Raw genomic sequence first — 25,261 nt, 5'->3', positions numbered from 1 at the left:
GCACCGGACGGCGCTACTGCTCCTCCACTGTGGTCATGCCGTGAAATTCAGGTAGCCAGTGAAGCGCCGAGCGGTGCCATTTTTGCAGTGTCGGAATCAAATCCTGGCGTTGCCGCGCGGTTCCCACTCGAATGCCGTAGACCTTTGGGCCATCTCCGACCGACGTGGCGTAAAGGTGCGAACCGCAGTCGGCGCAAAAGGCCTGGACGCGCTTGGCGCCGCTTGCCACGGTCTTGATGTAGACCTTCGGTGTACCCTTTGTGATCCGGTAGTGATCTTCAGGCGCCGGAACGGTGACGCGAAAGGCCGTACCGGTCAACTGTTGGCAATCGGTACAATGGCAGATCGAGGTCTTTTCCGGTTCGACCTCCGCCTCATAGGTGATGGCACCACAATGACAGCCGCCGTCGATCTTCATAATCAGTCCTCCAAAACTCGATCGGCTGATTTTAGCGGCGCAGCGGCGCAAGGCAACGACGCGACGCTGATCCAGAGGCATGATCCCGAGGAATGGAACGCGGGTTTCGAGGCTATGCTCAAAGTCTACTCGGATGCTGATTCGATCAGCTTGCGTCGCTGTTCCCAGGTGCCTGACGTCTGCGGCTTGACGAACAGCCGGGTGATCTCGGGCATTTCCTTCCTTAGCTGCGCTTCGAGGCGCTCGACGCAGGCTTCGATTTCCGGCGCGGACAGATGGTCCTCGAATTCGATGCTCAGGCCGGCAACGATTTCTTCCGGCCCCAGGTGGACCGTCAGGACGCCGTTCGCCCGCTGCACCGCCGGATCCTGCTGCGCGATCGCCAGCACTTCTTTCTGCACCGCGGGCGAAGCAGGCTCGCCGATGAGCAGCCCCTTGCTCTCGCGCGCCAGGAAGGCCGCGGTCGCACCCAGGATCAGCGCAATGCCGATCGAGGCGGCGCCGTCCAGTTCCGGCATCTCGAAAATCTCCGCCGCCAATATGCCGGCAAAGGCGACGATCAGGCCGAGAAGCGCGGCACTGTCCTCGAACAGCACTGTGTAGACGCTTGGATCCTTGCTCGATTGCACGGCCTGCAGCCAGCCCTGCTGGCCCTTCTGCCGGCGGAATTCCCTCAGCGCCACCAGCCATGAGCTGCCCTCGAACAGAAACGACAGGCCGAGCACGATGTAGTTGACCCTGACATTGGCGGCCGGTTCGGGCGCAATGATGTGCGTCACGCCTTCGTAGAACGATACGCCGGCGCCGAGCGCGAAGACGAGAAGCGCCACGATGAAGCTCCAGAAGTAGAGCTCGCGGCCATGGCCGAGCGGATGCGCGCGGGTGGCCGGGCGTGCGGCGCGATGCATGCCATAAAGCAGCAGGCTACCATTGCCGGTATCGACCAGCGAATGCACGCCTTCCGAAAACATCGCCGAACTGCCGGTGAAGAAGGCTGCGACGAATTTGGTCAGCGCGATCGCGAGATTGCCGGCGAGCGCCGCGTAGATGACCGTTCGAGAGCCGCCATGCCCCGCCATTGCTTCCCTGTCGTCCTGTCCGACACGCGAAGTCTAGAGCAATTGCAGGAAAAGTGGGAGCCGATTTCCTTGAGATCATGCTGCGGGCCCGCCGAAATTCCGCGGCCATCGCGACGCACCAACACCCCGTCCGTTCAAGTCGCTGCGCGCCGGTTCGGATTCATAAGGCCGCCGAAACAGGTTGCCGGTTTTCGCGGCCGTGACCGCGAACGGCCCTTGCCTAGAGGCATTTCTCTTGTTTCACTTCACTTCCCGCAACTGGAGGAACGAATCATGGCAAAAGGTGCGATGAAGGCAGGCAAGGAGGCCCGCAAGCCAAAGAAGGACGCCAAGAAGCCGGCCGCTGCTCCCACGCTCAAGGCGCCGCCGGTCAAGGCAACGAGGCTCAAGGAAAAATAGTCGCGTGCCTCGGATGGAGTTCGCCGGCGGCGTTCGGAACACCGCCGGCAGTTTGTTGATCGGGCGTTAAGGTACCCTATATCTGGTGCGGGGACGACCCCACATCTCCTGAAATCCGGTCGGGACGACCCGCCCACTGTCTGACAGGGCATCGGCTGCCGCGGTGCTCGGTCGATCGCGCATTGCATCGTCCTGAACGGACGTCGGTGCGATGCTTGGATGGAGCGTTCCCCATGTCATGGATTTTTCTGTTTTTCGCCGGCCTGTTCGAGATCGGCTGGGCAATCGGCCTCAAATATACCGACGGATTCACCCGCCTCGTCCCGACCGTGCTCACGGTCGCCTCGATGATCGTCAGCCTCACGCTGCTTGGACTGGCGCTGAAAGCGCTGCCCGTCGGCACCGCCTATGCGGTGTGGACCGGCATCGGCACGGTCGGCACGGCGCTGCTCGGTATCTGGCTGCTCGGCGAGCCGGCGACCGTCATCAGGCTCGCCTGCATCGCGCTCATCGTCTGCGGCATTATGGGGCTGAAATTCGCGGCGTAAAGCAATCCAGGAAGCGAAGCGGTTTTCCATCCGGAATTGCGTCGAAGCAAACAGAGCAATTTTGCGAAAGTCGCATCACGAACGGCGTCGGCAATCGCACGAATTGGCGCGCGGACAAACGCATGCAGGGCCGCTTCGCAGCGACCCTGATCCTCGAAGCAGGTTGCTCCGGCGGTCTGAGGCTAGCGGCCGGTAAAGCCTGGCGGTGTCCTGCCGGTGCGCGCCTTGCGCGCCGCATAGCGCGCGTCGCGCTTCGCCTTGCGCTCGGCCTCGTCGGCCAGCAGACGCGCGATGCGCTCGGCCTCTTCGGCTTCCCGAATCCTGGCTTCCGCCTGCGCCGCCTCTTCGGCCGCGACCCGTGCGGCTTCGGCTGCGGCCTCGCGCTCGGCCTTCTCGATTGCCTCGCGTGCCAGCCTTTCCTGCTTCAGCCTCGCCTTCTCGGCCTCGCGTATCTCACGCGCCGCAAGGATAGCCTTGCGTTCGGCCTGTCGCGCCAGCACCGCGGGATCGTCCGCCGCCGGCTTCGACTTGAAGCGCTCCAGAAGCGCCTTCTTTGCCTCGTTCGCGGCGTTGCGCCGCTCGAAAATGTCTTTTTCCCTGTAGATAGCCAAGTCCACTTCCCTGAAGTCAATTCGCGACGCTTACATACGCGCGAAAACCGGGAGTTCAAGCGCCAAAACGGTATGCCAGCCATGAAATTCCGTGCTGTTGCAGCCGGGAGACGCCTTCGCGGCCGAAACGGACACGCACTGTTCGCAGTCAGACCCTCTGGTGGTGATACGGGCTGATCGCTACCTCTAGCGCGAAAATCAAACGCCAGGATGACACCAGATGGAACTCGGTCTCTACACTTTCGCCGACGTCAGCCCGCAGCCGGGCCCCGGCGCAATCGGCCCGCACGAGCGGCTGCGCAACCTGATCGAGGAGATCGAACTGGCCGATCAGGTCGGCCTTGACGTTTTCGGCCTTGGCGAGCATCACCGGCCGGACTATGCCGCGTCCGCGCCTGTCGTGGCTCTGGCCGCGGCGGCCGAGCAAACCAAACGCATAAAACTGACCAGCGCCGTCACTGTCCTGTCTTCGGACGATCCGGTCCGCGTCTTCCAGCAATTCGCCACGCTCGACCTTCTTTCCGGCGGCCGGGCCGAGATCATGGCCGGGCGCGGCTCGTTCATCGAATCCTTTCCGCTGTTCGGCTACAATCTTGAGGATTATGACGAGCTGTTCGCCGAAAAGCTCGACCTGCTGCTCGCCATCCGCGATCAGGTGAAGATCACCTGGTCCGGCAATCTGCGCGCGCCGATCAACGATCGCGGCGTCTACCCACGCCCCTTGCAGGAAAAACTGCCGATCTGGATCGCCATCGGCGGCACGCCGCAGTCCGCCGCCCGCGCGGGCGCGCTCGGCCTGCCGCTGGCGCTCGCCATCATCGGCGGCGAGCCGGCGCGGTTCGCGCCGCTGTTTGACCTCTATCGCGAGGCCGCCAGGCGCGCGGGCGCCGATCCGAAGGGTCTTGCCACCAGCATCAACGTCCACGGCTTCATCGCCGACACGACCGAGAAGGCGGCCGACGATTTCTATGGCCCACAGGCCGAGGTGATGAACCGCATCGGCCGCGAGCGCGGCTGGGGTCCGACCTCGCGGGCGCATTTCGACCAGTCACGCGGCCCGGGCGGCGCCTTGTTCGTCGGCAATCCCGAGCAGGTGGCCGAGAAGATCGTCGCCCAGCACAAGATCTTCGGCAATGACCGCTTTTTGCTGCAGATGGCGATCGGCATCATGCCGCATGCCAAGGTCATGAAGGCGATTGAACTCTACGGCACCAGGGTGGCGCCGATCGTGCGCAAGGAAACGGCTGACGCCGTCCCGGCCCCGGCGCCTGCCGCGTAGTGTTGCACTTCCGCGAAAAATTGCGCGGGAACAATAACCGCGACGGCGGGCCTCGTGGGCTCGCCGTCAACGCCGGCTCACGGAACCTTGGACCGGCAGGGGCGTTTTCTCAGCGGTTGCGCCAATTGCGGTGCGCCGCCGAGGGACCGTGATGAAAGCTGACCCCACCGCTTCGGTCGCGGGCGTTTCCGAAGCAGAAGAGGCGCGCATCGCCGCCCGCGCCGACACGCATCTGATACGCTCGCTGCTCGTCGGCATCTTCATCTTCATGGCCATCTACGCGCTCTATTTCGCCCGTGCCTTCTTCATGCCGGTCATACTGGCCTTTCTGCTGGCATTGACGCTGACGCCGATCGTCAGGCTTCTGCGCAAGCGCGGCATACCCGAGGTGATTTCGGCGACGCTTCTGGTGCTTCTGTCCCTCTGCCTCTTCGCCAGCGCCGGCTACCTGCTGAGCGGCCCGGTGATCGATCTCATCAACAACACTTCGTCGATCGGCCAGCGGCTGACCGAGCGGCTGGCGCATTTGCGACCTCCGCTCGAGAGGATGATGGAGGTTACACATCAGATCGAAGGCCTCACCGAGACGTCGCAGGAGCCGGGCATACAGAAAGTCGCGGTAGCCCAGTCTGGCTTCCTGTCGTCGGCGGCCTCGAACATTCTTTCGGCGGGAACAAGCCTGACCATCATCTTCGTGCTGTCGCTGTTCCTGCTTGCTTCAGGCACGATGTTCTATGAAAAGATCATCCAGTCCTTCGCCAGCCTCACCGAGAAGAAGCGGGCGCTGCGGGTCGTTTACGACGTGGAACGGGAAATCTCGCACTATCTGCTCACCGTCACCATCATCAATATCGGCCTCGGCACGATCATTGGCCTTGGTCTGTGGGCACTCGGTATGCCCAACCCGCTCGTCTGGGGCGCCACGGCCGCTCTGCTTAATTTCCTGCCCTATGTCGGCGCCATGATCACGCTCATCGTGGTCACGATCATCGCGCTGATCAGCTTCGACACGATCTCCTATGCGTTGTTGGCGCCTGCCTTCCTGCTTTTGTGCGACATCGTCGAAGGCCAATTCGTAACGCCGATGGTTGTCGGCCGGCGGCTCGAGATCAACGCCGTGGCGATCTTCATCGCCATTGCCTTCTGGTCATGGCTATGGGGCTTTGTCGGCGCGCTGATGGCGGTGCCGCTGCTGGTCCTCATCAAGGTGTTCTGCGATCACTTCGATGGTCTGAGCCATGTCGGCAACTTCCTGGCGGCACAACATCTCTCGGCGGTGGAAGATGAGGCCACCGAGGAAGGTAAGGCTCCGGCATAAAGCCGCGCGTCTGGTTTGCGGCGCCTGGCTCGAATGCCTATATCCGGCCGGTCCAATGGCCGGTGCCCTTCCCATGAGCGATGCTTCCTTCGACCTCGACGACTGTTTCGCTCGCATCGGCCATGCCGGCTTGCGCGATGCGCGGCTGGGCGCGTCGCCAACATTTGGCGTCGACAGATCCGGGCTTGCATTTCCTGTCCATCATCGCGGCAGCCCCGCCGAGCAGAAACGCATGGCCGCGGCCAGCGGATTTGCCGATGCGCTCGGGGGCGGCTTGGCATCCTCATTCCCGACCGCACGGCCTTCGAGGCAGGGTGCTTGAGATAAACCTCGTGGAGACCTGACATGGCAGCCCTTTCCGTCCTCGACCTGTCGCCGATCGTCGAAGGCAGCGATGCCTCGCAGTCGCTGGCCAATTCGCTCGATCTTGCCCGCCATGCCGAGCGGCTGGGCTACAAGCGCTATTGGCTGGCCGAGCATCATAACATGCCGGGCATCGCAAGTGCCGCCACCTCGGTCGTCATTGCCCATGTCGCGGGCGGCACCAAGACCATTCGCGTCGGCGCCGGCGGCATCATGTTGCCCAATCACTCGCCGCTGGTCATCGCCGAGCAGTTCGGCACGCTGGCCGCCTTGTTCCCCGGCCGCATCGATCTCGGCCTCGGCAGGGCGCCCGGCACGGACATGAACACGGCGCGCGCGTTGCGCCGCAATCTCGAGGCCGGTGCCGACAATTTTCCGCAGGACGTCGTCGAGCTGATGGGCTATTTCCTGCCGGCGGAAGAGGGCCAGCGGCTGCGCGCCGTGCCGGGTGAAGGCCAGACCGTGCCGGTCTGGATCCTCGGCTCCAGCCTGTATGGCGCCCAGCTTGCCGCCATGCTCGGCCTGCCCTACGCCTTCGCTTCGCATTTCGCGCCGGCCGAGCTAGACCATGCGCTGGACATCTACCGCTCCCGCTTCCAGCCGTCGGAACAGCTCGACAAGCCCTATGTCATGCTCGGCCTCAACGTCTTTGCGGCGCCCACCGACACTGAGGCACGACTGCTGTTCACCTCGCTGCAGCAGGCTTTCGTCAATCTGCGCACCGGCCGCCCCGGAAAATTGCCGCCACCGGTCGAGAACTATGACCGCGATCTCGATCCGATGGCCAAGTCCATGCTCGGCCAAGCGCTGTCCTGCGCCGTCGTCGGCTCGCCGGAAACGGTGCGGCAAGGCATCGACGCCTTCGTTCGCCGCACCGGCGCCGACGAATTGATGGTCACCGCGCAGATATTCGATCATGCGGCTCGGGTGAGGTCCTTCGAAATCCTGGCCGACGCCCACAAATCGCTGTCGCAAGCGGCGTGAGATTTCCAGCTCGGCGCTTGCCGATAGCGATTCAACCACTGAACCGCTCTACGCACTCACACTCTGCGCCACCGCTCCCAGCGGTCGGCATGAATTGCGGATCATCAGCCGGCCCTTGAGCACCAGCTTGCGCGGCGGCGCGTCGCGATTTCCGGCAAGGCGGTCGAGCAGCAAATTGGCCGCCTGTTCGCCGATCGCCTGCACCGGCTGCGCCACCGTGGTCAGTTGCGGGACAAACACGTCCGACCACGGAAAATCGTCGAAACAGGCGATCGAAACATCTTCCGGGCAGGACAGGCCGATATCGCGGATCGCCTTCATGGTGCCGATCACCATCGGATTGTTGGCTGAGAAGATCGCGCTCGGCCTGTCGTGCAGCGACAACAGCTGCATGGCCGCGTTATAGCCGTCGATCTCGTGAAAATTGCCGGAACGTACCAGCTCCTCGGCGACCGGCAGGCCGGCTGCCTGAAGCGCTTCGCGATATCCGGCCATGCGATCATGCATCGGTGAGATATCCGACGTTCCGGTGATGTAGCCGATGCGCCGGTGCCCGAGATGTATCAGGTAGGTGATGGCGTCGAACACGGCGCGCTGGTTGTCGAGCACCACGGCATCCGTGTCGACACCGTCGCAGATGCGGTCAAGCAGGACGACCGGCACGTTGGCGTCGTCGACGATGCGCTTGAGGATCGTCCCATCGCCGACCCGCGCCACGATCAGCCCGTCGACCATACGGTCGAGCAGCAGCCTGATCTGGTCGTCCTGGGTGTTGAGGTCCTCGTCCGTGCAGCACAGCATGACCGCATAGCCGGCGCGGTCGAAGGCCTGCTGGATGACTGACACGACATCGGTGAAGAACGGATTGGTGATGTGCGGGACAGTCAATCCAATGGTGCGCGTTGTGCCCATTTTCAGGCTGCGGGCGATCGCATTGCGCTTGTAGCCGATATCGCGGATCGCCTGCTCGATGCGCTGGCTGAGCTCCGGACTGACGGTCGCCGTGCCGTTGATCAGCGCCGAAACCGTGGCGACCGACACGCGCGCCGCTTCGGCCACGTGAAGCATGGTCGGCGCCGTCGATTTTCGCTGCCTTGTCTTGCTTGGCCCTGCCATTTTCGAAACGTTTCGCCGCCTCTCTATGCATCATACCTACGGAATATCGCGGTTTTTCGCAAGAATTGAAATGAGCCAATCTCACGTCACCAGATAGAAGCTTGACAGGATCGAAACGTTTAGAATAGCGTTCATGAGGGTCAGACGACGACGGAAGGGAGGCCGCCTTTGTCATGGAGCACGGAAATTCCATCGCGCGTCGGGATGTTGCGGCGGATCGTTCGGATGTCGTCCTAAGCGCTGAGCACGTATCCAAGAGCTTCGGCGGCATTGCCGCCTTGGTCGACGTCGGTTTCGAGCTGCGGCGCGGCGAAGTCCACGCCTTGATGGGCGAGAACGGCGCCGGCAAGTCGACGCTGATGAAAATCCTTTCCGGTGTCTACACCGGCTACGACGGCACGGTTCGCGTCGACGGCGTAGCCGCGAATTTTGCCGGCGTGCGCGACGCCGAGGCCGCCGGCATTGCCATCATCCACCAGGAGCTCAATCTGGTTCCCGAACTCAGCGTCGCCGACAACATCTTTCTCGGACGCGAGAAGCTGATCGCCGGGCTGATCGTCGACCGCAAGGCGAGCAGCCGCGCCGCCAGCGCCCTTCTGCAGCGGCTGGGCATCGAGCTCGACCCGGAAGCCCGTGTCGGCACCTTGCGCGTCGGCGAACAGCAACTGGTCGAGATCGCCAAGGCGCTGTCGATGTCGGCGCGCATCCTGATCATGGACGAGCCGACCTCGGCGCTTTCTCCAGCCGAATGCCAGAGGCTGTTCCGCATCATCCGCCAGCTTGCCGACAGCGGCGTCGCCATCGTCTACATCTCGCACCGCATCGACGAGGTCATGCACCTGGCGGGCAGGGTCACTGTGTTTCGCGACGGACGCCACGTGCTGACGCGGCCGATGGGCGAGCTCGACGAGAACGCCATCATTTCGGCAATGGTCGGGCGAGACCTGCTGGCCTCCTCGGAAGAGGAGCGCCGTTCCGGCGGCGAAATCGTGCTTTCCGTCGAGAACCTGTCGCTGACGAAACCCGACGCCCATGGCTGGCGCACCGTGATCGACGGAGTCAGCCTCGAACTCGCCGAAGGCGAGATCCTTGGCATTGGCGGGCTGCTGGGTTCAGGGCGCACCGAAATCCTGGAGGCGATCTTCGGCTCGAGCGATGGCCGCACCGGCGGCGAGATCCGGCTCGACGGCGCGCTGGTCGAGATCCGCTCGCCGCGCGATGCCAGGCGCCTCGGCATTGCGCTGGTGACCGAGGACCGCAAGACCCAAGGCCTGCATCTCCAGGCTTCCATTACAGACAACGTCGCATTGCCGCTGGTCGGATCGCTGGCGCGTTTCGGCATCCGTTCGCTGGCCGGCGAACAGGAGCTGGCGCGCCACGCGGTCCGGGCGCTCGGCATACGCTGCGAGGACATCGACCAGCCAGCCGGCACGCTGTCGGGCGGCAACCAGCAGAAGGTCGTCATCGGCAAATGGCTGGCGACACGGCCGCGCGTGCTTCTTCTCGACGAGCCGACGCGCGGCATCGACGTCGGCGCCAAGCGCGAGATCTACGATCTCATCTTCAAGCTTGCGCGCGACGGGCTGGCCATTGCCGTCATCAGCTCCGAATTGCCGGAACTGCTGCACCTCTCCGACCGCATTCTGGTGATGGCCGATGGCCGCCAGACCGGCATCCTTTCCCGCGATGCGGCGAGCGAGGAGGCCATCATGCGTCTCGCCGCGCCGCGCCGCACGATTTCGAGACCTGCCGCATGACCGCCTTGAAACTCCTGTCCCGCACCAAGCTCTATTGGGGCCTCATCGCCATCTTCCTGATCGGCGTGCTGGGCTCGCCGGTCAGCTCCAAGGGCAACAACATCTTCCTGTCCTACGGCAATCTGCTCGACGTGCTGCGCCAGGTGTCGACCACCGGCCTGATCGCCACCGGCATGACGGCGGTGATCATCACCGGCGGCATCGATCTTTCCGTCGGTTCGCTGATGGCCATCTGTTCGGTGGTCTGCGCCATGCTGCTGACGGTTCCGGGCGTGACGCCGGGAGTGGTGCTTGGCGTGCCCACCGTCGCCGTGGTGGCGCTCTGTCTCGGCTTTATCGTCACCCGCTTCATCTTCCTCAATCTCGAAAAGTCGCGCGCCGGCGCCGATGCCTCGCGCGACGCAAGGCTGGACCGCGCCCGCGGCCTGGTCACGCCGGCAATCGTCGGCGTGGTCCTGTGCTGTCTTTCCCTGTGGTACCTGCTGCCGCAGGTCGAGCCCAAATTCGGCGTCCTCGGCGTGCTGCTGGTCGCGCCATGCGTGGGCCTGCTGTTCGGTTCGCTCAACGGCTTCATCATCGTTGCCGGGCGGCTGCAGCCCTTCATCGTCACCCTGGCGATGATGGTGACGGCGTTGGGCATCGCCCGGCTGACCGCCGGCCAGAACAATGCTGTGCTGCCGGTCTATACCGGCTCGAACGCCACCGAGGATTTCGAGCTGCTGCGCTCGATGGTGTTCGGCGTCATTCCGATGCCCGGCCTGTTCTTCCTCGGCGCCATCCTGATCTATGGCGCGGTGCTGCGCTTCACGCCGTTCGGCCGCTATGTCTACGCCATCGGCGGCAATGAGGAGGCGGCCAGGCTTTCCGGCATCGCCGCCGGCCGGGTCAAGATCGTCACCTACGCCGTTTCGGGCCTGCTCGCCGGCATTGCCGCGGTGCTCTATGTCGCGCAGTACCGGCAAGGCAAGCCCGATGCCGGCGCCGGCCTGGAGCTCGACGCCATCGCCGCCGTGGTCATCGGCGGCACCAGCCTGATGGGTGGGCGCGGCAGCCTCACGGGGACATTCTGCGGCGTGCTGATCTTCGGGCTGCTGTCCAACATATTGCAGCTCCACAACATCAATTCGAACCTTCAGCTGGTGCTGAAGGGGATGATCATCATCGGCACAGTGCTCGTGCAGGAGCGCAATGCCGGTGATCTCCTAGCCTATCTGCGCCTGCCCGGAGCGGCGCACAAGGAAACGGCCGCGGCAAAACGGCCGTCGCAAGAGACCCGGTCTCTCAATCTCGGAGGAAACAAGAAATGAAACGACGTGACACGCTGAAGCTTGCCGCCCTTGGCGCGGCATTGCTGACCACCACCGCGCTGCTCTCCACCGGCCACGCCATGGCCCAGGACAAGAAGTGGAAGATCGGCTTCTCGCAGGTGACGACCATCGAGCCTTGGCGCGCGCAGTTCAACAAGGACATACTGGCCGAGGCCGCCAAGCACCCCGAGGTCGAGCTGATCATCACCGACGGCGAGGACAAGACCGAGAAGCAGGTTGCCGATGTCGAGAACCTGATCCGCCAGGAGGTCGATGCGCTCTTGGTGTCGCCGAAGGAATCGGCCGGCCTGACCGGCGTCGTGCAGCAGGCGATCGACGCCAAGATCCCGGTCTTCGTGCTCGACCGCAATGTCGACACCAAGGACTACACCCAGTTCGTCGGCGGCGACAACAAGCTGATCGGCCGCGCGGCCGGCGAATATGCCGTCGAGCTGCTCGGCGGCAAGGGCAAGGCATCGGGCAATGTCGTCGAGATCTGGGGCGGCATGGGCACCCAGCCGGCGCATGACCGCCATGACGGCTTCCATGAGTTCACCGACAAGGAGCCGGGCATCAAGTACCTGCTCGACCAGCAGTCGGGCGACTGGAAGCAGGACCAGGCCTATAATCTGATGGCCAACGCGCTGAAGAGCAACGAGAAGATCGATCTCGTCTACGGCCACAACGACCCGATGGCCTATGGCGCCTATCTTGCCGCCAAGGATGTCGGCCGCGAGAAGGACATCAAGTTCATCGGCATCGACGGCCTGCCCAACGAAGGCGTGCAGATGGTGAACAAGGGCGAGCTGACGGCGACCTTCACCTATGTCACCCCGGGCGCCGAGGGCCTTCGGCAGGCGATCAAGTTCCTCAATGGCGAGAAGGTCGAAAAGACCATCACCTTGCCGACGCAGAAGATCACCAAGGAAAACGCCGCCCAGGTGCTGAAGGACAACGGCCTCTGAGATTTCGCCGGAGATAAGCGGCGCCCGTCCTCTCCCCCGTCGATCGGGGGAGAGGTGTCGAGCGAAGCTCGACGGAGTGGGAGTCGACCCTTGGCGCGGTGCAGGAAGATTCTTGCGCCCTGGTCCCTTTTCAATGTCCGTCGGCGGCGGTGGCCAGGTGGTTCCCCCACTCCGTTGCCGCTTCGCAGCGTCGCCTATTCCCGTCCGGAGGGAGAGGAAAGGACCTCGTCGCCGGCCTACGCCAATTTCGCCAGCAGCTTCATGAAGGTGGCGATCTCCCTGGCCGTGAGCGGTGCCAAGGTTTCCTCGGTAATCTCGCGCGCCAGCGGGATCAGGCGTTCGATCGCCTCGCGCCCTTCGGCGGTCAAATTGACCAGCAGCCGGCGCTTGTCGCCCTCGTGCTTGGAGAGTTCGACAAGGCCGCGCGCCTTCAGCCGGTCGATGACGCCCTTGACCGTCGCCGCATCCATGGCGATCAGCGTGCCGAGCTGGTTCTGCGAAGTCTCCCCGACATCGCGCAGCTTGGCCAATGCCGCGAATTGCGGTGGCGTCAGGTCGCCGATATGGGCAGCGAAGATCGAGACGTGGCGCTGATGCGCCTTGCGCAGGATGAAGCCGACCTGCTCCTGCAGGTGGTAGTCCTGATCGTCCGCCTCCTCGACCTCGACCAGCTTCAGCAGATTGTCCTCGCCGCTCACCGCAGCCCGTCCCATGCCTTGATGTCGTCGGCGGCCAGGCCGCCCATGCGATTGTGCACGCGCGGACCGCAGGTCATGGCGAGGCAGAACAGGATCTCGTCGGGACGCGGTCCGTCGCTGACGCCGACTTCCATCGCATCGAAATGGCTGCGCACATAGGCGGCGTTGATGTGGCCGAGAGGCACATCCAGCCGCGAGCCGAAGGCGCCGACCTTCTTGGCCGACGGCACGATCGCCTTGGCGTCGCCGAGCCGCTCGCGCATGGCGTAGCCGCCCGGCACATGCCAAAGCGCGCCATGCTCGAGTTCGCCCGATGTGCCGACGATGGCGCCTTTGCCATAGCCGTCGATCTGCTTCACGTCGCCACCCAATGCCGCGATCAGCCGGTCGGCGAGCAGCAGGCCAAGCGGCTTCAGATCGTCCATGGCGCTCTGCAACTCCTCGGCATAGCGCCCGGCGAACGGGTTCTTTACCAGCGCCATGGCGGCCGCACGGCGGCGCGGCACCTTGGGCGCCGGCCCGCCCTCATGAAAGATCTCTTCGGTCAGCACCACGATCTTGCGGAGCGGAAACTCAGGCATGGGCAACTTCCTTCCCTGGACTTTTGTCGGGCGCGGCAAGCGCCATTGAGCCCTCGATGCGGGTCTGGCCGGCGAGGAACAGCGCCGATGCGGCGACCAGTCCCCTGCGGCGGAAATCTTCGGCGACGGCAAGTCCCCTGTCCAGCGCCGTGGCAATCTCTTTGGCAGAAAGCGGACCGACCTCCTGCGTCACCAGCCTGTCTCCAAGGTCGTTGTCCGGCGCCAGATCATGCGCGGGCACACGCCGAATAGCGGGATGGTTGGCCAAGTCGACGGCATTGGCGATCAGCGTCGCCGCGGCATCGGCCTCTGCGCCGGTCCTCGCCAGCACGGTGACGGCGTCGGCGATGCCCAAGGAAAACGAGCGCCCGCGCCAGCCGCTGGTGGCAACGCCTTGCACGCCGTCCTCGGCGCGGATGACGATGCGGTCGGCAAGGCCATGGCCGGTGCCGGCAATGGCAAGGGTGATCGACTGGCCGGTACCGAGATGAAGCGCGCTGTCGCCGCCATTGTTGACATACGCGCGATCGAGTTTTCGCCCGGTAATCAGTGCGGCAAGTATTTCGTCGGCTACCGAACCGGCGACGGCTGCCATCGGCGTGATGAAGTCGTCCGCCAACGGCGCGACCGCGACTTCCATGCGCCGCGCCGTCGGGCCGGCGAAGGCGCGCGGGCGCAACGTGGCCGGCCGGCGCAACTCGGGCAATTCCTCCACCAGTTCCGGCAGGATGGTCTGGAACCGCGCCACGGCCTGCTCATAAGCTCGCCGACATTCGCCTGGCGTCCCAAAGGCCTCGACGATCAGGTCGATCGGCCCGTGGTTGAGGTGCAGCCGCTTGCCGTCCCCGAGCCAATGCGCTTGCGGGCCGTTCATCGTCATCCGGCCCCGTTCGCGGGCGCGCGCCGCAACTGCGCCAGCGGTGGCCACGGGTTGCCGGCCGGCGCACCGTCGCCCCGGCGCGCGTTCAGGTACTCGCCGCCCTTGGCGACGACATCCTCTACGCTGCGGATCTCGGCTTCGTAGCCGCCGAGCCTGATATAATCGTCGCGGCGCAGCGTGAATTCGATCGGCGCCACCAGCGCCGGCGTCGGCACATAACCGAAGGCGCCTTCCGGCACACGCGTCACATCCACCATCAGCGTGATGCCGCCGCCCGGCCAGACATAGACCGGCGCGCCGCCGACCGTCACATAGGTGGTCAGGCCCTGCACGGAACGCGTCAGGTTGACGGGATTCTCGGTGACGCCGGCGCGCAGCGAACCGCCGGCGCCGCCGATGAACAGCACGGTGCACAGCGCCGGTTCGCAATTATCCTCGATCAGCCCCACGGATTTCTGCAATCGTTCGGGGAAAGGTTTTTCGACAGGCTTCAACTGGTCGTCGAGTTCGTAATAGGCGAACTGTTCGCCGGTGGTCGAAACCATCAGCAGCGACAGGCCGGGCCGCGCGCCCTTCTTGGCGTTCCATTCGCCCAGGATCGACAGCGGGTCGGATATGCTGGTGCCGCCCCAGCCGGGGCCGGGCTCGGACACCTTGAAGTAGCGGCCGGGCGTCGAGCGGCGGCCGATGATCTTTATCCCCGTGTCCTGCCAGCCCAGCACCTTGCCGGCCTGATGCTCGGAGATGACGCCGGTGATGTGGTCGTCGACCACCACCACCTCGTCGACCAGGCCGCGCCATTGGGTGGCGAACATGCCGATGGTCGCCGACCCGCAGCCGACCCGCATGCGGTGCTCCTGCTTGCCGTCGATGACAGGCGGTTTGCCGGCTTCGACTGTTATCGTGGCTCCGCCGTCGATGCTCAGTTCTACTGGCTTGCGGTTGCACAGATCGAGCAGCGCATCGCAGGTGGCGCGGCCTTCGGCCTTGGAGCCGCCGGTCAGATGATGCACGCCGCCCAGCGACAGCATCTGCGAGCCATATTCGCCTGTCGTGACATGACCGATCGCCTCGCCTTGCGACCGCACGACAGCCGTTTCGGGTCCGATATGACGGTCGGTGTCGATCTTCACCTTGACGCCGCAATAGGAGAAGATGCCCTCCGTGACGACGGTGACGAGATCGACGCCCTCGACCTGCTGGCTGACGATGAAGGGCGCCGGCTTGTAGTCGGGATAGGTGGTTCCTGCCCCGATCGCCGTGACGAAGCGGCGGCCGGTGTTGACCAGTTCGCCGTCCCAGGCCGCGCCCTCGGCGACGAAGGGCACGACAGCGCCGCCGATCTCGGCGGTATGATCGAGAATGGTCAGCGGGTCCATGCGCACGATCCGGCCGCCGGCATTGCCGTAGCGGTCGCAAGCGCCGGTGCGGCCATCTGATATGTAGCACATCACAGGGCAGGCATCGCAGCGGATCTTCTCCGCCATCAGCTTCTCGCCGGGATCATGGGTTTCGAAGCGTTCGGCAAGCTCGCTCATCGGCATGCCTCCTTCTCGCGGATGGCGGCGCGGATGCGCGTCGGCGTTGCCGGAACTTTTGTGACCAGCACACCAGTGGCATGGCGGATGGCGTTGAGGATCGCCGGCGCCGTCGGGATCAGCACATGTTCGCCCAGGCCCTTGGCGCCGAACGGCCCCTCCGGGTCTGGCACCTCGATCAATATCGTCTCGATCGGCGGCACGTCGCCGATGGTCGGAATGAGATAATCGTGCAGATTCTCGGTGCGGCCGGGAATAAACTCTTCCATCAGCGCCATGCCGATGCCTTGCGCGATGCCGCCCTCGATCTGGCCCTCGGCCAGCAGAGGGTTGATCGCCTTGCCGACATCGTGCGCGGCTGTGATCTTGACCAGTTTGACCGTGCCGAGCTTGAGGTCGACCTCGAGCTCGGCGATCTGCGCGCCGTAACCATAGACCGCATAGGGCTTGCCCTGGCCTTTGCCGTCGAGCGGCAAGGTCGGCGGGTCGTAAGTCTCCTCGGCGCGGAAGACGAAGCCGTGGATATCCGCTTCGAGTGTGCCAAGATGGACGCGGCGGATCGCTTCGCCCTCGCATATGATAATCGTCGGCCCGTCGAGTTGAAGCGACGCCTTTTGCGAGACATTGGCAAAACGCAGGATCTCATCACGCAAGGCACGGCCGGCCTTCTCGGCCGCCTTGCCGGTGACGAAGGTCTGGCGCGAGGCCGAGGTCTTGCCGGCATCGGGAGTGATCGCGGTGTCGGCGCCTTTCAGCCGGAACTTTTCCAGGGGCAGGCCGAGCGCGTCGGCGCAGATCTGCGTGACGACGGTGTTGGAGCCCTGGCCGATGTCGACGGCGCCCTGGTGCAGGATGATCTCGCCTGACGCCGCAATGCCGACCCGGATGGTCGATGGATTGGGCAGCGAGGTGTTGCCGCAGCCATACCAGCAGGAGGCGATGCCGACGCCGCGCTTTTTATCCACGTTGGCACCGTTGAAGGCGTCCGCGTCAGCCACTGCACGCGCCCAATGCGGCCGCAGGGCATCGAGGCATTCGGCGATGCCGACTCCGGACTCCAGAAGCTGTCCGGTAACTATTTCGGATCCGTTACGAAGGCAGTTTCTCAAGCGGAAGTCGAGCCGGTCGATGCCGAGCTTGCCGGCCAGCTCGTCGTACAAGGTCTCCTGCATGATCGTCGCCTGCGGCACGCCGAAGCCCCGGAAAGCGCCGGAAATCGGCCCATGCGTATGGACGGCGCGGCCTTCGGCGCGGTAGTTCGGGGTCGCATAGGGACCCGAGGCATGCACCGGCACACGGTTGGCGACGGTCGGTCCCCAGCTCGCGTACGCCCCGGTGTTGAAATCGCCTGAGAAAATCATGCCGGTGACATGGCCCTCGGCGTCGGCGCCAATGGTCGCTTGCATCTGCGCCGGGTGGCGCTTGGTGGTCGACATCATCGATTCATTGCGCGTGTAGGCAAGCGCCGCCGGCCGCCCGGTCCTCATCGCCACCAGGCCGATCAGCGGTTGCAGGGACACGTCGAGTTTGGAACCAAAACCGCCGCCGGTCGCGGTCGGCACGATGCGCACCTTGTCGACGGGCAGGCCCAGCACCTTCGCCGTGTCGTCGCGGTCCATATAGGGCGCCTGCGTGCAGGCGACGACGACCAGCATGTCGCCATCCATATAGGCATGGCCGGCTTCCGGCTCGATATAGGCATGCTCGACATAGGCCGTCTCGATCGCACCGGTCACGGTGACAGCGGCATCGGCAAGCGCCGTCTCGGGATCGCCGCGTTCGACGAAGCCCTTGGTCAGAAGGTTGGCCGGGCGGTTCGCATGGATCAGCGCCGCTCCTTCGGCCTGTGCCTCGCAAGGCTGCAACAGATGTGGCAATTCGGTCCAGCGGATCGGGAAATCCGACAGGTCGAGATCGAGCATCGCCTCGCGCTCGCCGGCAACAAGCGCCACCGCCTCGCCGCGAAACCGCGCCAAGCCTTCGGCGAGAGCCGGCTGGTCGGCGAACGGACCGATGACGCCGAAACAGTTCTTTCCCGGGATATCGGCCGCCGTGAAGATACCGGCGATGCCGGGACGAGCTTTTGCCCAGCCGTCGAGGTCGCCGAAGGCGAAGCTGGCATGGTAGTGCGGCGAGCGGATTACCAGCACCGCCAGCGCATCGGCCGGGAACGAATCGCCGCCGAATTTCTCACCGCCGGTCACCTTCGGCACGCCATCGAGCCGGATCGGGGAGGAGCCAATGGCGTGACCGGACCGAGGCAGACGGAAATCCAGGCTTGCAGCCTGGGCGGAGGCATCCATCACAGCAGCGACGATCTTCCGGTACCCGGTGCAACGGCAGAGGACACCACCAAGCGCGTCCTGCACTTCGATCTCGCTCGGCCTGGCTTTCTTGTCCAGCAGGGCCGTCGCCGCCACCAGCAGGCCCGGCGTGCAAATGCCGCACTGCGCCGCACCATGCGCCAGGAAGGAGGCCTGTAGTGCCGACAGCCGGCCATTGGCGAGCCCTTCGACCGTCGTTACCGACGCTCCGGCGGCCGACGCCGCCGGCATCAGGCAGGCGCAGACCGGATCGCCATCGACCAGCACCGTGCAGGCGCCGCAGTCGCCGGCGTCGCAGCCGACCTTGGTCCCGGTCAGCAGCAATTCGTCGCGCAGCACCGAGGACAGCCGGCGCAGCGGCGGCACGTTGACCGAGACGGCGGCGCCATTGACCGCGAAGGTAATCTCGGCGCGTGCGAGGCCGGGCTGACCTGCGTCACTGTCGGAAAGGGCTCCGCCGGGTCGACCTTGGCTGATGTCAGGCTGTGCTTTGTTCATGCCGCCGCCGTCCTGTCACCATTCACCGGCCCCGCCGCCGCAAGCACGGCGCGGACAACGATTTCGCGCGCCGCGTCCTGCCGGTATTCGGCGCTGCCGCGCACGTCGCCGATCGGCGACAGCTCTTCCATCGGCGCGGCGAGGACCGCTGTAGCCAGCCCATGATCCGCCGCCAGTCCGCGCAGGGCCGCCTCGACCCCGCCGAGCCGCTTTGCAACAGCCGAGCAGGAACCGACGGCGACCGCCGCTTGCTCGACGATGCCGTCCTGCACGACCAGGCGTGCCCCCACCATGGCGATCGAGATAACGAGATAGCGCCGCGCGCCGAGCTTGACGAAAGCCGACATACCCGCGCCGGCCGCTTTCGGCACGCGGATGGCGGTTACCATCTCGCCGGGCCGCAGGTCCGTGCGGCGATTGCCGAGGATGAATTCCCGGAGCGGCAGGTGGCGCACCGCTTGCGCCGAGCGCAGTTCTATCTCGGCGTCGAGCACCAGCAGCGCCGGCACGCCATCCGCGGCCGGCGAAGCGTTGCAGAGATTGCCGGCGATCGAGGCGACATTCTGGATCTGAACGGACCCGACCTCCCGCGCGGCCGCTTTCAGCGCATCGAAGGCCGGCGGCAAGGGATGGCGAACGATATCGGTCCAGCTGGTGCGCGCCCCGATCTGCCAGTGCGTTTCCGTTTCCGCAATGCCGCGCAGCGCGGCCAGCCCGTTGATGTCGAGCACATTGTCGCGGAAAGGCTTGTTGCCTTGCGCCGGGTAGAAGTCGGTGCCGCCGGCAAGGATGCGCCACGAAGCTTCGCCAAGCAGGGCGAGCGCCTCGTCGACCGTGGTGGGTTTCGCGTAACGGATCACGCTTTGCCTTCCCAGAAAAAGGGCCTTTCCGAGGGAACTTGCCGGCGTCCGGGCCCGGCTTAAATTCATTCGTATGCAAATGATATCAAGTCGGCGGAAATTGTCAAAGCCGGAGTTTGCGCAGCACCCGCACGGCTGCCGCCGCCACGCATTTGTTCTCCGCAAAATCTAGGTGCTGGGGCGCCCTTTGCGCGTTCGGGGTTGCGCCCGGCGCTCTAATGGTTGACGCGGCCCGCCATCTGGTCAAGTTTCTCCCTCCGGTCGCGCCAGCGGCTTTCTTTCGCCGGGATCCCTCTGGGAGCCCGCGCCCGATACCGACAGGAAGGAACCCCATGGCCGAAGAAGCGCTTGTCGTCATCGATCTGCAGAACGACTTTTGCCCTGGCGGCGCGCTGGCTGTGACCGGCGGCGACGAGATCGTGCCGCTGGTCAACGACCTGATCCGGCGAACCGATCATGTCGTGCTGACGCAGGACTGGCATCCAGCCGGCCATTCGAGCTTTGCCTCAAGCCATCCAGGCGCCCAGCCTTTTGAAACCATGGAGATGCCCTACGGCCAGCAGACATTGTGGCCGGACCATTGCATCCAGGGCAGCCTCGGCTCGGATTTTCACTCGGGTCTTGCCTGGACCAAGGCCGAGCTGGTCATCCGCAAGGGATTTCGGCCTGATATCGACAGCTATTCGGCCTTCTTCGAGAACGACCACACGACGCCGACCGGCCTTGCCGGCTATCTCAGGGAGCGCGGCATCGACACGCTGACCCTGGTCGGCCTGGCGACCGATTTCTGCGTCGCCTTCTCGGCGCTCGACGCGGTCAAGCAGGGGTTCAGGACCACTGTCAGGCTCGATGCCTGCCGCGGGATCGACCTCAACGGTTCGGTCGAGACGATGTTGGCAAGGATGCGCCAAGCAGGCGTGACGCTCGAAGACCACGCGGCGGACTGACCTCATCGTGGGAGAAGAGAAGGGGTCGATAGGGGCGACGGCTTTGACGGCAAGTGCCGTGGTGGCTGTCGCGATGCTGTTACCGGGAACGGCCTTCGCCGCGGAAGAGCACGGCCTGCCAGGCCGGACGATGTCGCTGTGGTGGGCGCTGCCCTTTGCCGGGCTGTTGCTGTCGATCGCCACGGGACCGCTGCTTTTCAACCATGTCTGGGAGCATCATTACGGCAAGATTGCTGCATTTTGGGCGGCTCTCGTGGTGGTGCCGCTCGCATCGGCCTTCGGCACGACGGTGGCAACGGAAGCGGTGCTGCATGCGCTGCTCACCGAATACATGTCGTTCATCATTCTCCTGTTCGCGCTGTTCACCATTTCGGGCGGCATTCTCGTGGCCGGCAACATCCACGGCACGCCATTGGTCAATGCCGGGCTGCTGCTCATCGGCGCCCTGCTCGCTTCCGTCATCGGCACTACCGGCGCCTCGATGATCCTTATCCGGCCGCTCATCCGCGCCAATGACAACCGGCCGTTCAACGCCCATGTCATCATCTTCTTCATCTTCCTGGTGTCCAACATCGGCGGTTCGCTGACGCCGCTCGGCGACCCGCCGCTGTTCGTCGGCTTCCTGCGCGGCGTCGATTTCTTCTGGACCACCGCCAACCTCTGGCGCGAGACCCTGTTCGTCAGCGTCGTCGTGCTCGCCGTCTTCCTGGCGATCGACACCACGCTGCATCGCCGCGAAATGGGCGCGCCAAAGATCAAGGACCCGACGCCGGACACGAAAGTGCGCATCCGCGGCCTGCCCAACCTGCCGCTGCTGGCCGGCGTGATCGGCGCGATCCTGCTTTCGGCCACATGGAAGCCCGGCATCAGTCTTTCCATTCAGGGGGTGGACCTCGAGTTGCAGAACCTTGTGCGCGATGTCGTCATCCTGGCGCTTGCCTTCGTTTCGCTGGCCGTCTCGCGCAAGGAGTATCGGCAGGCGAACGGTTTCAACTGGGGGCCGATCGCGGAAGTGGCGAAACTGTTCGCCGGCATCTTCGTCTGCATCGTGCCCGTGGTCGCCATCCTGAGGGCCGGCCACGAAGGCGCGCTTGCGCCGCTGGTCGCGCTCGTCACGTCAGCGCAGGGCATGCCCAACGATCTCGCCTATTTCTGGCTGACCGGAGCGCTGTCGTCCTTCCTGGATAACGCTCCGACCTACCTGGTGTTCTTCGAGCTGGCCGGCGGCGCTCCCCGGCATCTGATGACGGAGCTCGCTTCGACCTTGGCGGCGATCTCGGCGGGTGCGGTGTTCATGGGCGCCAACACCTATATCGGCAACGCGCCGAACTTCATGGTCTACGCCATTGCCCGGCACCGCGGCGTGAACATGCCGGGTTTTTTCGGCTACATGGCATGGTCGGGCGCGGTGCTGAGCCCCACGTTCTTGATGGCGGGCTTCCTGTTCTTCGGGTGAGCCGGCGAGGACGCCAGGCCCTTACCTTCCACAAGGGGAGGGCAAATCCTCAGCCTACGCCGACATAGCGCCTGACCGCCGACGGGTCGGCGCGCAACGCCTCTACGTCGACCGTCTCACGGTTGCGGCCATTCTCGATGAAGGCGACGCGGTCGGCGACCGACAGCACGGCATCGACCCGCTGCTCCACCAGGATGGTGGAAACGCCCAGTTCGCGCAGCTTGGCCACCGTCTCGCGGATTTTTGCGATCATCGACGGCATCAGCCCTTCGGTCGGCTCGTCGAGCAGTAGCACCTGCGGTTCCAGGCAGAGCGCGCGTGCCATGGCCAGCATCTGCTGCTCGCCGCCCGACAAGGTGCCCGAGCGCTGCCTGAGCCGCTGGCGCAGCACCGGGAACAGGTTGAGCACGTTTTCGCGCACGGCCTTCCCCTTGCCGCGCGCCATCAGCCCGATCTCGATGTTCTCCGCCACCGTCATTTCGGCGAACAGCCGCCTGCCTTGCGGCACATAGGCAATGCCGGCTTTAGGCACCTCGTGGGCGGCCAGACCGGTCAATTCCTGGCCTGCGAGGCTGATCGAACCGGCACTCGCCCGGACCAGCCCCATGATGGCTTTCAGCGTCGTCGTCTTGCCGGCGCCGTTGCGGCCGAACAGGCACAGCACCTCGCCCTTGTTCAGCGCCAGGTCGAGCCCATAGAGCACCTGAACCTCGCCATAGAAGCAGTCCAGTCCCGCGATCCGCAACGCTTGCGTCTTGCTCGTCTCGGTCATGGGGCGGTCCCGAGATAGGCTTCCTGCACCGCCGCATTTTCGCGGATCGCCTCCGGCGTGCCCTCTGCCAGGATCTTGCCGGCGTTGAAGACGGTGATGCGGTCGGCCAGTTGCATGACGACAGGCATGTTGTGTTCGATCAGCAGCACCGTGGCGCGGTCGGCGATGTCGCGCACGAGTGCGATGAAATTGTCGATCTCGCTGTCGGCCAGCCCCTGCGTCGGCTCGTCGAGGATCAGCAGGCGCGGCTTCAGCGCCAGGCCCATCGCCACCTCCAGCAGCCGCTGGTGGCCATAGGACAACTGCCCGGCCTGCATATGGGCGCGGTCGGCCAGGCCGGTGCGTTCGAGCGCCGACATGACGCCTGCCTTGATCGCGCCCTTCGAAAGGCCGTCGCTCAGCGTGAGCTGCACCGGCAGCGCGACATTGTCGTAGACGCTGAGATTGGCGAAGACGCTGGTGATCTGGAACGTGTAGGCGATGCCCTGGCGGACCCTGACATAGGCCGGCAGGCCGGTGATGTCGGAGCCGTCGAAAACGATCGATCCGGACGAGGGCGGGATACGGCCGCTGATCAGGCTGACGAAAGTGGTCTTCCCGGCACCGTTGGGGCCGATGACGGCGCAGATTTCGCCCGGCACCAAGGTGAAATCGACGCTGTCGACGGCGCGCAGGCCGCCGAAATTGCGCGACAGGCCTTTGGTGGTCAGAAGCGGCGTCATGGCAGCCATCCGAGCCAGCGCTGCCGGATGCTGCCCAGAATGCCTTTCGGGAAGAACAGCACCAGCAGGATCAACGCGACGCCGACGATCAACAGGTAGGCGGAGGTGAAGCCGCTGGTGACGTCGATGACATAGTACATGAACAGCGTGCCGATCAGCGGTCCGAGCGTGGTGGCGGCGCCGCCGAGCAGCACCCACAGCAGCGGCAGGATCGAGTACTGTACCGAGGCGAAGCTCGAGCCGACATAGCCGAACAGCAGCGCATAGGCAGCGCCCGACGCCGCGCAGATGGCGCCGGAGACGACCACGGCGGCGAGCTTGTTGGAGAAGGTGTCGTACCCCAGCATTTTGGTCCGTTCCTCGTTCTCGCGGATGGCGACCAGCACGCGGCCGTATCGGGAGCGGACGACGGCCAGCGTGACCAGAAGCACGAGCGAGAACAGAGCCAGCGCGCTCATGTAGCGCACCGTCGGATTGGTGAGATCGAGCGACGTCGCGCCGAAATTCAGGACGCGTGCCGGCTGCGGCACCACCATGCCCTGGTCGCCGCCGGTCCACGCGGCAAAATAGAGGATGAGGAGGTAAAAGACCTGCGCGAACATCATGGTGACGATCATGAAGGCGACACCCGTGGTGCGCAGCGCCAGCAGCCCGATCACCAGTGCCAGCACCGCGCCGCAGGCGATACCGCTCAACAAAGCCGCCGGCACGCTCCAGCCAAGCTGGATGACGGCAAGGCCGGCGCCGTAGAGGCCGGCGGCAAAGAACATGGCATGCCCGAGACTGAGCAGTCCGACATAGCCGAACAGCATGTTGTAGCCCATGGCGAAGACCGTCAGCACCATGATACGAGCGACGAGGCCGTGATGATAATCCGGCAGCACGAAGCTCAGGACAAAAAGCAGCGCGATGACGCCGAGATGCAAGCCATAGGCTTTTGCCGGCGAGGTCTCGCTCATCGCGTCGTCGTCCCGAACAGGCCCTGCGGCCGGAACACCAGCACCATGGCGACCAGCAGCGTGGCGATGATCTTGGCCAGCGTCGGCGAGAAGAACATCGAGATGATGCCGTCGGACAGGCCGATCAGCACGGCGGCGATGACGGTTCCGCGCAACGAGCCGAGGCCGCCGATGATGACGACGATGAAGGACAGCAGCAGCGGGTCCTGCCCCATCAGGTAATGCGCCTGGCTGATCGGCACGATCAGCACCGCGGCGATGGCCGCGAGCATGGCGCCGAGCGCGAAGACGCCGCCATAGACTCGATCGACAGGGATGCCGAAGGCCTGCGCCGTCTCGCTGTCATACTGCGTGGCACGCATGACGAGGCCGACCCTGGTGCGCGTCAGCACCAGCCATGTCACCACGAGCAGAAGGACGGATGCCGCGATGATCGACAGCTTGTAGCCCGAATAGCCGAACCACGGCAGAAGGATGCGATAGCTGAAGGGCGGCTCTACCGGGCGCGCTTCCGGACCATAGAAGGTCAGCGCCAGCTGCTGGATGATGTAGAGCATGCCGATGGTGGCGACGATGGTGGCTTCCGGATTGTAGTTCAGCCGGCGCAGCACCAGCCGCTCGGCCACCAGTGCAAGGGCGCCGACGACCAGCGGTGCGATGATAAGTGCCGCCAGGAACCCGAGCGCCGGATGGCCTCCGATCGCAGTCGTGATCGTCCAGGCGAGCACGGCTCCCAGCATGAAGAACTCGCCATGCGCGACGTTGACCACGCGCATCACGCCGAACACCAGCGACAGGCCGAGCGCGGTCAGCGCCAGCACGGCGGATGTGACGAGCCCTTCGAGGGCGGCAAGGAGGAGGTGGGGTCCGAAATGCATGGGT

25 protein-coding genes are annotated in these 25,261 nt (G+C 64.8%); 11 read left to right on the top strand and 14 right to left on the bottom strand.

What is annotated here, in order from left to right; all coding sequences use genetic code 11:
• Positions 1-13: 13 nt before the first annotated feature.
• Both FJ986_RS05920 and FJ986_RS05915 read right to left on the bottom strand, forming a co-directional pair.
• Positions 14-418 carry a GFA family protein gene (locus FJ986_RS05920; protein ID WP_140491431.1) on the bottom strand — a complete coding sequence of 135 codons (405 nt, stop codon included), beginning with the start codon at positions 416-418 and terminating at the stop codon, positions 14-16.
• 125 nt (positions 419-543) lie between these two features.
• Positions 544-1,497: a cation diffusion facilitator family transporter gene (locus tag FJ986_RS05915; RefSeq protein ID WP_140514327.1), complete on the bottom strand. Its 954-nt coding sequence runs from the start codon at positions 1,495-1,497 to the stop codon at positions 544-546.
• A 273-nt stretch (positions 1,498-1,770) separates the two neighbouring features.
• Here FJ986_RS05915 and FJ986_RS31050 point away from each other — a divergent pair, with 273 nt between their 5' ends.
• Both FJ986_RS31050 and sugE read left to right on the top strand, forming a co-directional pair.
• On the top strand, positions 1,771-1,896 hold the full coding sequence (locus FJ986_RS31050) for a hypothetical protein (protein WP_140491427.1): 126 nt from the start codon (positions 1,771-1,773) through the stop codon (positions 1,894-1,896).
• A 233-nt stretch (positions 1,897-2,129) separates the two neighbouring features.
• On the top strand, positions 2,130-2,444 hold the full coding sequence (sugE, locus tag FJ986_RS05905) for a quaternary ammonium compound efflux SMR transporter SugE (protein WP_140491423.1): 315 nt from the start codon (positions 2,130-2,132) through the stop codon (positions 2,442-2,444).
• A 182-nt stretch (positions 2,445-2,626) separates the two neighbouring features.
• Here the strand turns inward: sugE and FJ986_RS05900 are convergent, their stop codons facing one another.
• Positions 2,627-3,055: a DUF6481 family protein gene (locus FJ986_RS05900; protein WP_140491421.1), complete on the bottom strand. Its 429-nt coding sequence runs from the start codon at positions 3,053-3,055 to the stop codon at positions 2,627-2,629.
• Between the two features lie 220 nt (positions 3,056-3,275).
• Between FJ986_RS05900 and FJ986_RS05895 the strand changes: the two genes are divergently transcribed.
• From FJ986_RS05895 to FJ986_RS05880, 4 genes are all read left to right on the top strand, one after another.
• Positions 3,276-4,334: an LLM class flavin-dependent oxidoreductase gene (locus tag FJ986_RS05895; RefSeq protein ID WP_140491419.1), complete on the top strand. Its 1,059-nt coding sequence runs from the start codon at positions 3,276-3,278 to the stop codon at positions 4,332-4,334.
• A 151-nt stretch (positions 4,335-4,485) separates the two neighbouring features.
• Positions 4,486-5,652, top strand: a complete 1,167-nt coding sequence (locus tag FJ986_RS05890) for an AI-2E family transporter (protein WP_140491417.1) — start codon at positions 4,486-4,488, stop codon at positions 5,650-5,652.
• Positions 5,653-5,725: 73 nt separating this feature from the next.
• Positions 5,726-5,974: a hypothetical protein gene (locus FJ986_RS05885; protein WP_140524216.1), complete on the top strand. Its 249-nt coding sequence runs from the start codon at positions 5,726-5,728 to the stop codon at positions 5,972-5,974.
• A gap of 23 nt (positions 5,975-5,997) precedes the next feature.
• Entirely contained in the window at positions 5,998-6,999 is a 1,002-nt protein-coding gene (locus FJ986_RS05880; RefSeq protein ID WP_140524214.1) for an LLM class flavin-dependent oxidoreductase, read from the top strand.
• A 48-nt stretch (positions 7,000-7,047) separates the two neighbouring features.
• On the opposite strand, the gene FJ986_RS05875 is transcribed toward FJ986_RS05880, so the two are convergent.
• Entirely contained in the window at positions 7,048-8,067 is a 1,020-nt protein-coding gene (locus FJ986_RS05875; protein ID WP_140491411.1) for a LacI family DNA-binding transcriptional regulator, read from the bottom strand.
• 221 nt (positions 8,068-8,288) lie between these two features.
• Between FJ986_RS05875 and FJ986_RS05870 the strand changes: the two genes are divergently transcribed.
• Genes FJ986_RS05870 through FJ986_RS05860 form a run of 3 tightly spaced genes read left to right on the top strand, consistent with a single transcriptional unit; the run spans position 8,289 to position 12,144 of the window.
• Complete coding sequence (locus tag FJ986_RS05870; protein WP_140673670.1) at positions 8,289-9,872, top strand: sugar ABC transporter ATP-binding protein; 1,584 nt, start codon at positions 8,289-8,291, stop codon at positions 9,870-9,872.
• On the top strand, positions 9,869-11,179 hold the full coding sequence (locus FJ986_RS05865) for an ABC transporter permease (protein ID WP_140673668.1): 1,311 nt from the start codon (positions 9,869-9,871) through the stop codon (positions 11,177-11,179). Before FJ986_RS05870 ends, FJ986_RS05865 begins: the two co-directional genes overlap by 4 nt.
• Positions 11,176-12,144 (top strand): substrate-binding domain-containing protein, encoded by a 969-nt coding sequence (locus FJ986_RS05860; protein ID WP_140491405.1) that lies wholly within the window; start codon positions 11,176-11,178, stop codon positions 12,142-12,144. Before FJ986_RS05865 ends, FJ986_RS05860 begins: the two co-directional genes overlap by 4 nt.
• Before the next feature lie 236 nt (positions 12,145-12,380).
• On the opposite strand, the gene FJ986_RS05855 is transcribed toward FJ986_RS05860, so the two are convergent.
• The 6 genes from FJ986_RS05855 to FJ986_RS05830 are packed head-to-tail and all read right to left on the bottom strand — an operon-like array spanning position 12,381 to position 19,523.
• Positions 12,381-12,842 (bottom strand): MarR family transcriptional regulator, encoded by a 462-nt coding sequence (locus tag FJ986_RS05855; RefSeq protein WP_140493433.1) that lies wholly within the window; start codon positions 12,840-12,842, stop codon positions 12,381-12,383.
• Entirely contained in the window at positions 12,839-13,423 is a 585-nt protein-coding gene (locus tag FJ986_RS05850) for an amino acid synthesis family protein (protein WP_140673666.1), read from the bottom strand. The genes FJ986_RS05855 and FJ986_RS05850 overlap by 4 nt, the downstream gene beginning before the upstream one ends.
• Positions 13,416-14,297: a UPF0280 family protein gene (locus FJ986_RS05845; RefSeq protein ID WP_140673934.1), complete on the bottom strand. Its 882-nt coding sequence runs from the start codon at positions 14,295-14,297 to the stop codon at positions 13,416-13,418. The genes FJ986_RS05850 and FJ986_RS05845 overlap by 8 nt, the downstream gene beginning before the upstream one ends.
• 2 nt (positions 14,298-14,299) lie before the next feature.
• The gene (locus FJ986_RS05840) at positions 14,300-15,841 is read right to left on the bottom strand and encodes a 6-hydroxynicotinate reductase (protein ID WP_140673664.1); all 1,542 of its coding nucleotides are present in this window, start codon (positions 15,839-15,841) and stop codon (positions 14,300-14,302) included.
• The gene (locus FJ986_RS05835; RefSeq protein WP_140673662.1) at positions 15,838-18,663 is read right to left on the bottom strand and encodes a molybdopterin-dependent oxidoreductase; all 2,826 of its coding nucleotides are present in this window, start codon (positions 18,661-18,663) and stop codon (positions 15,838-15,840) included. Before FJ986_RS05835 ends, FJ986_RS05840 begins: the two co-directional genes overlap by 4 nt.
• Positions 18,660-19,523, bottom strand: a complete 864-nt coding sequence (locus FJ986_RS05830; protein ID WP_140554622.1) for a xanthine dehydrogenase family protein subunit M — start codon at positions 19,521-19,523, stop codon at positions 18,660-18,662. Before FJ986_RS05830 ends, FJ986_RS05835 begins: the two co-directional genes overlap by 4 nt.
• Positions 19,524-19,855: 332 nt before the next feature.
• Here FJ986_RS05830 and pncA point away from each other — a divergent pair, with 332 nt between their 5' ends.
• Positions 19,856-20,470 (top strand): bifunctional nicotinamidase/pyrazinamidase, encoded by a 615-nt coding sequence (pncA, locus tag FJ986_RS05825; RefSeq protein WP_140628676.1) that lies wholly within the window; start codon positions 19,856-19,858, stop codon positions 20,468-20,470.
• 73 nt (positions 20,471-20,543) lie between these two features.
• Positions 20,544-21,926 carry a sodium:proton antiporter gene (locus tag FJ986_RS05820; protein ID WP_140673932.1) on the top strand — a complete coding sequence of 461 codons (1,383 nt, stop codon included), beginning with the start codon at positions 20,544-20,546 and terminating at the stop codon, positions 21,924-21,926.
• A gap of 49 nt (positions 21,927-21,975) precedes the next feature.
• On the opposite strand, the gene FJ986_RS05815 is transcribed toward FJ986_RS05820, so the two are convergent.
• From FJ986_RS05815 to FJ986_RS05800, 4 genes are read right to left on the bottom strand one after another with little or no spacing between them, the layout of a single operon-like run.
• Positions 21,976-22,698, bottom strand: coding sequence for an ABC transporter ATP-binding protein (locus tag FJ986_RS05815; RefSeq protein ID WP_140582849.1), 723 nt, complete (start codon positions 22,696-22,698; stop codon positions 21,976-21,978).
• Positions 22,695-23,420, bottom strand: a complete 726-nt coding sequence (locus FJ986_RS05810; protein ID WP_140582852.1) for an ABC transporter ATP-binding protein — start codon at positions 23,418-23,420, stop codon at positions 22,695-22,697. The genes FJ986_RS05815 and FJ986_RS05810 overlap by 4 nt, the downstream gene beginning before the upstream one ends.
• Entirely contained in the window at positions 23,417-24,379 is a 963-nt protein-coding gene (locus FJ986_RS05805) for a branched-chain amino acid ABC transporter permease (protein WP_140582854.1), read from the bottom strand. Before FJ986_RS05805 ends, FJ986_RS05810 begins: the two co-directional genes overlap by 4 nt.
• A complete protein-coding gene (locus tag FJ986_RS05800) occupies positions 24,376-25,257 on the bottom strand; it encodes a branched-chain amino acid ABC transporter permease (protein ID WP_140662403.1) in 882 nt (293 codons plus the stop codon). Before FJ986_RS05800 ends, FJ986_RS05805 begins: the two co-directional genes overlap by 4 nt.
• Between the last annotated feature and the right edge of the window lie 4 nt (positions 25,258-25,261).

It is taken from the genome of Mesorhizobium sp. B1-1-1 (genome assembly GCF_006442955.1).
Taxonomy (GTDB): Bacteria; Pseudomonadota; Alphaproteobacteria; order Rhizobiales; family Rhizobiaceae; genus Mesorhizobium.
This window is presented reverse-complemented; position numbering and strand designations above follow the sequence as displayed.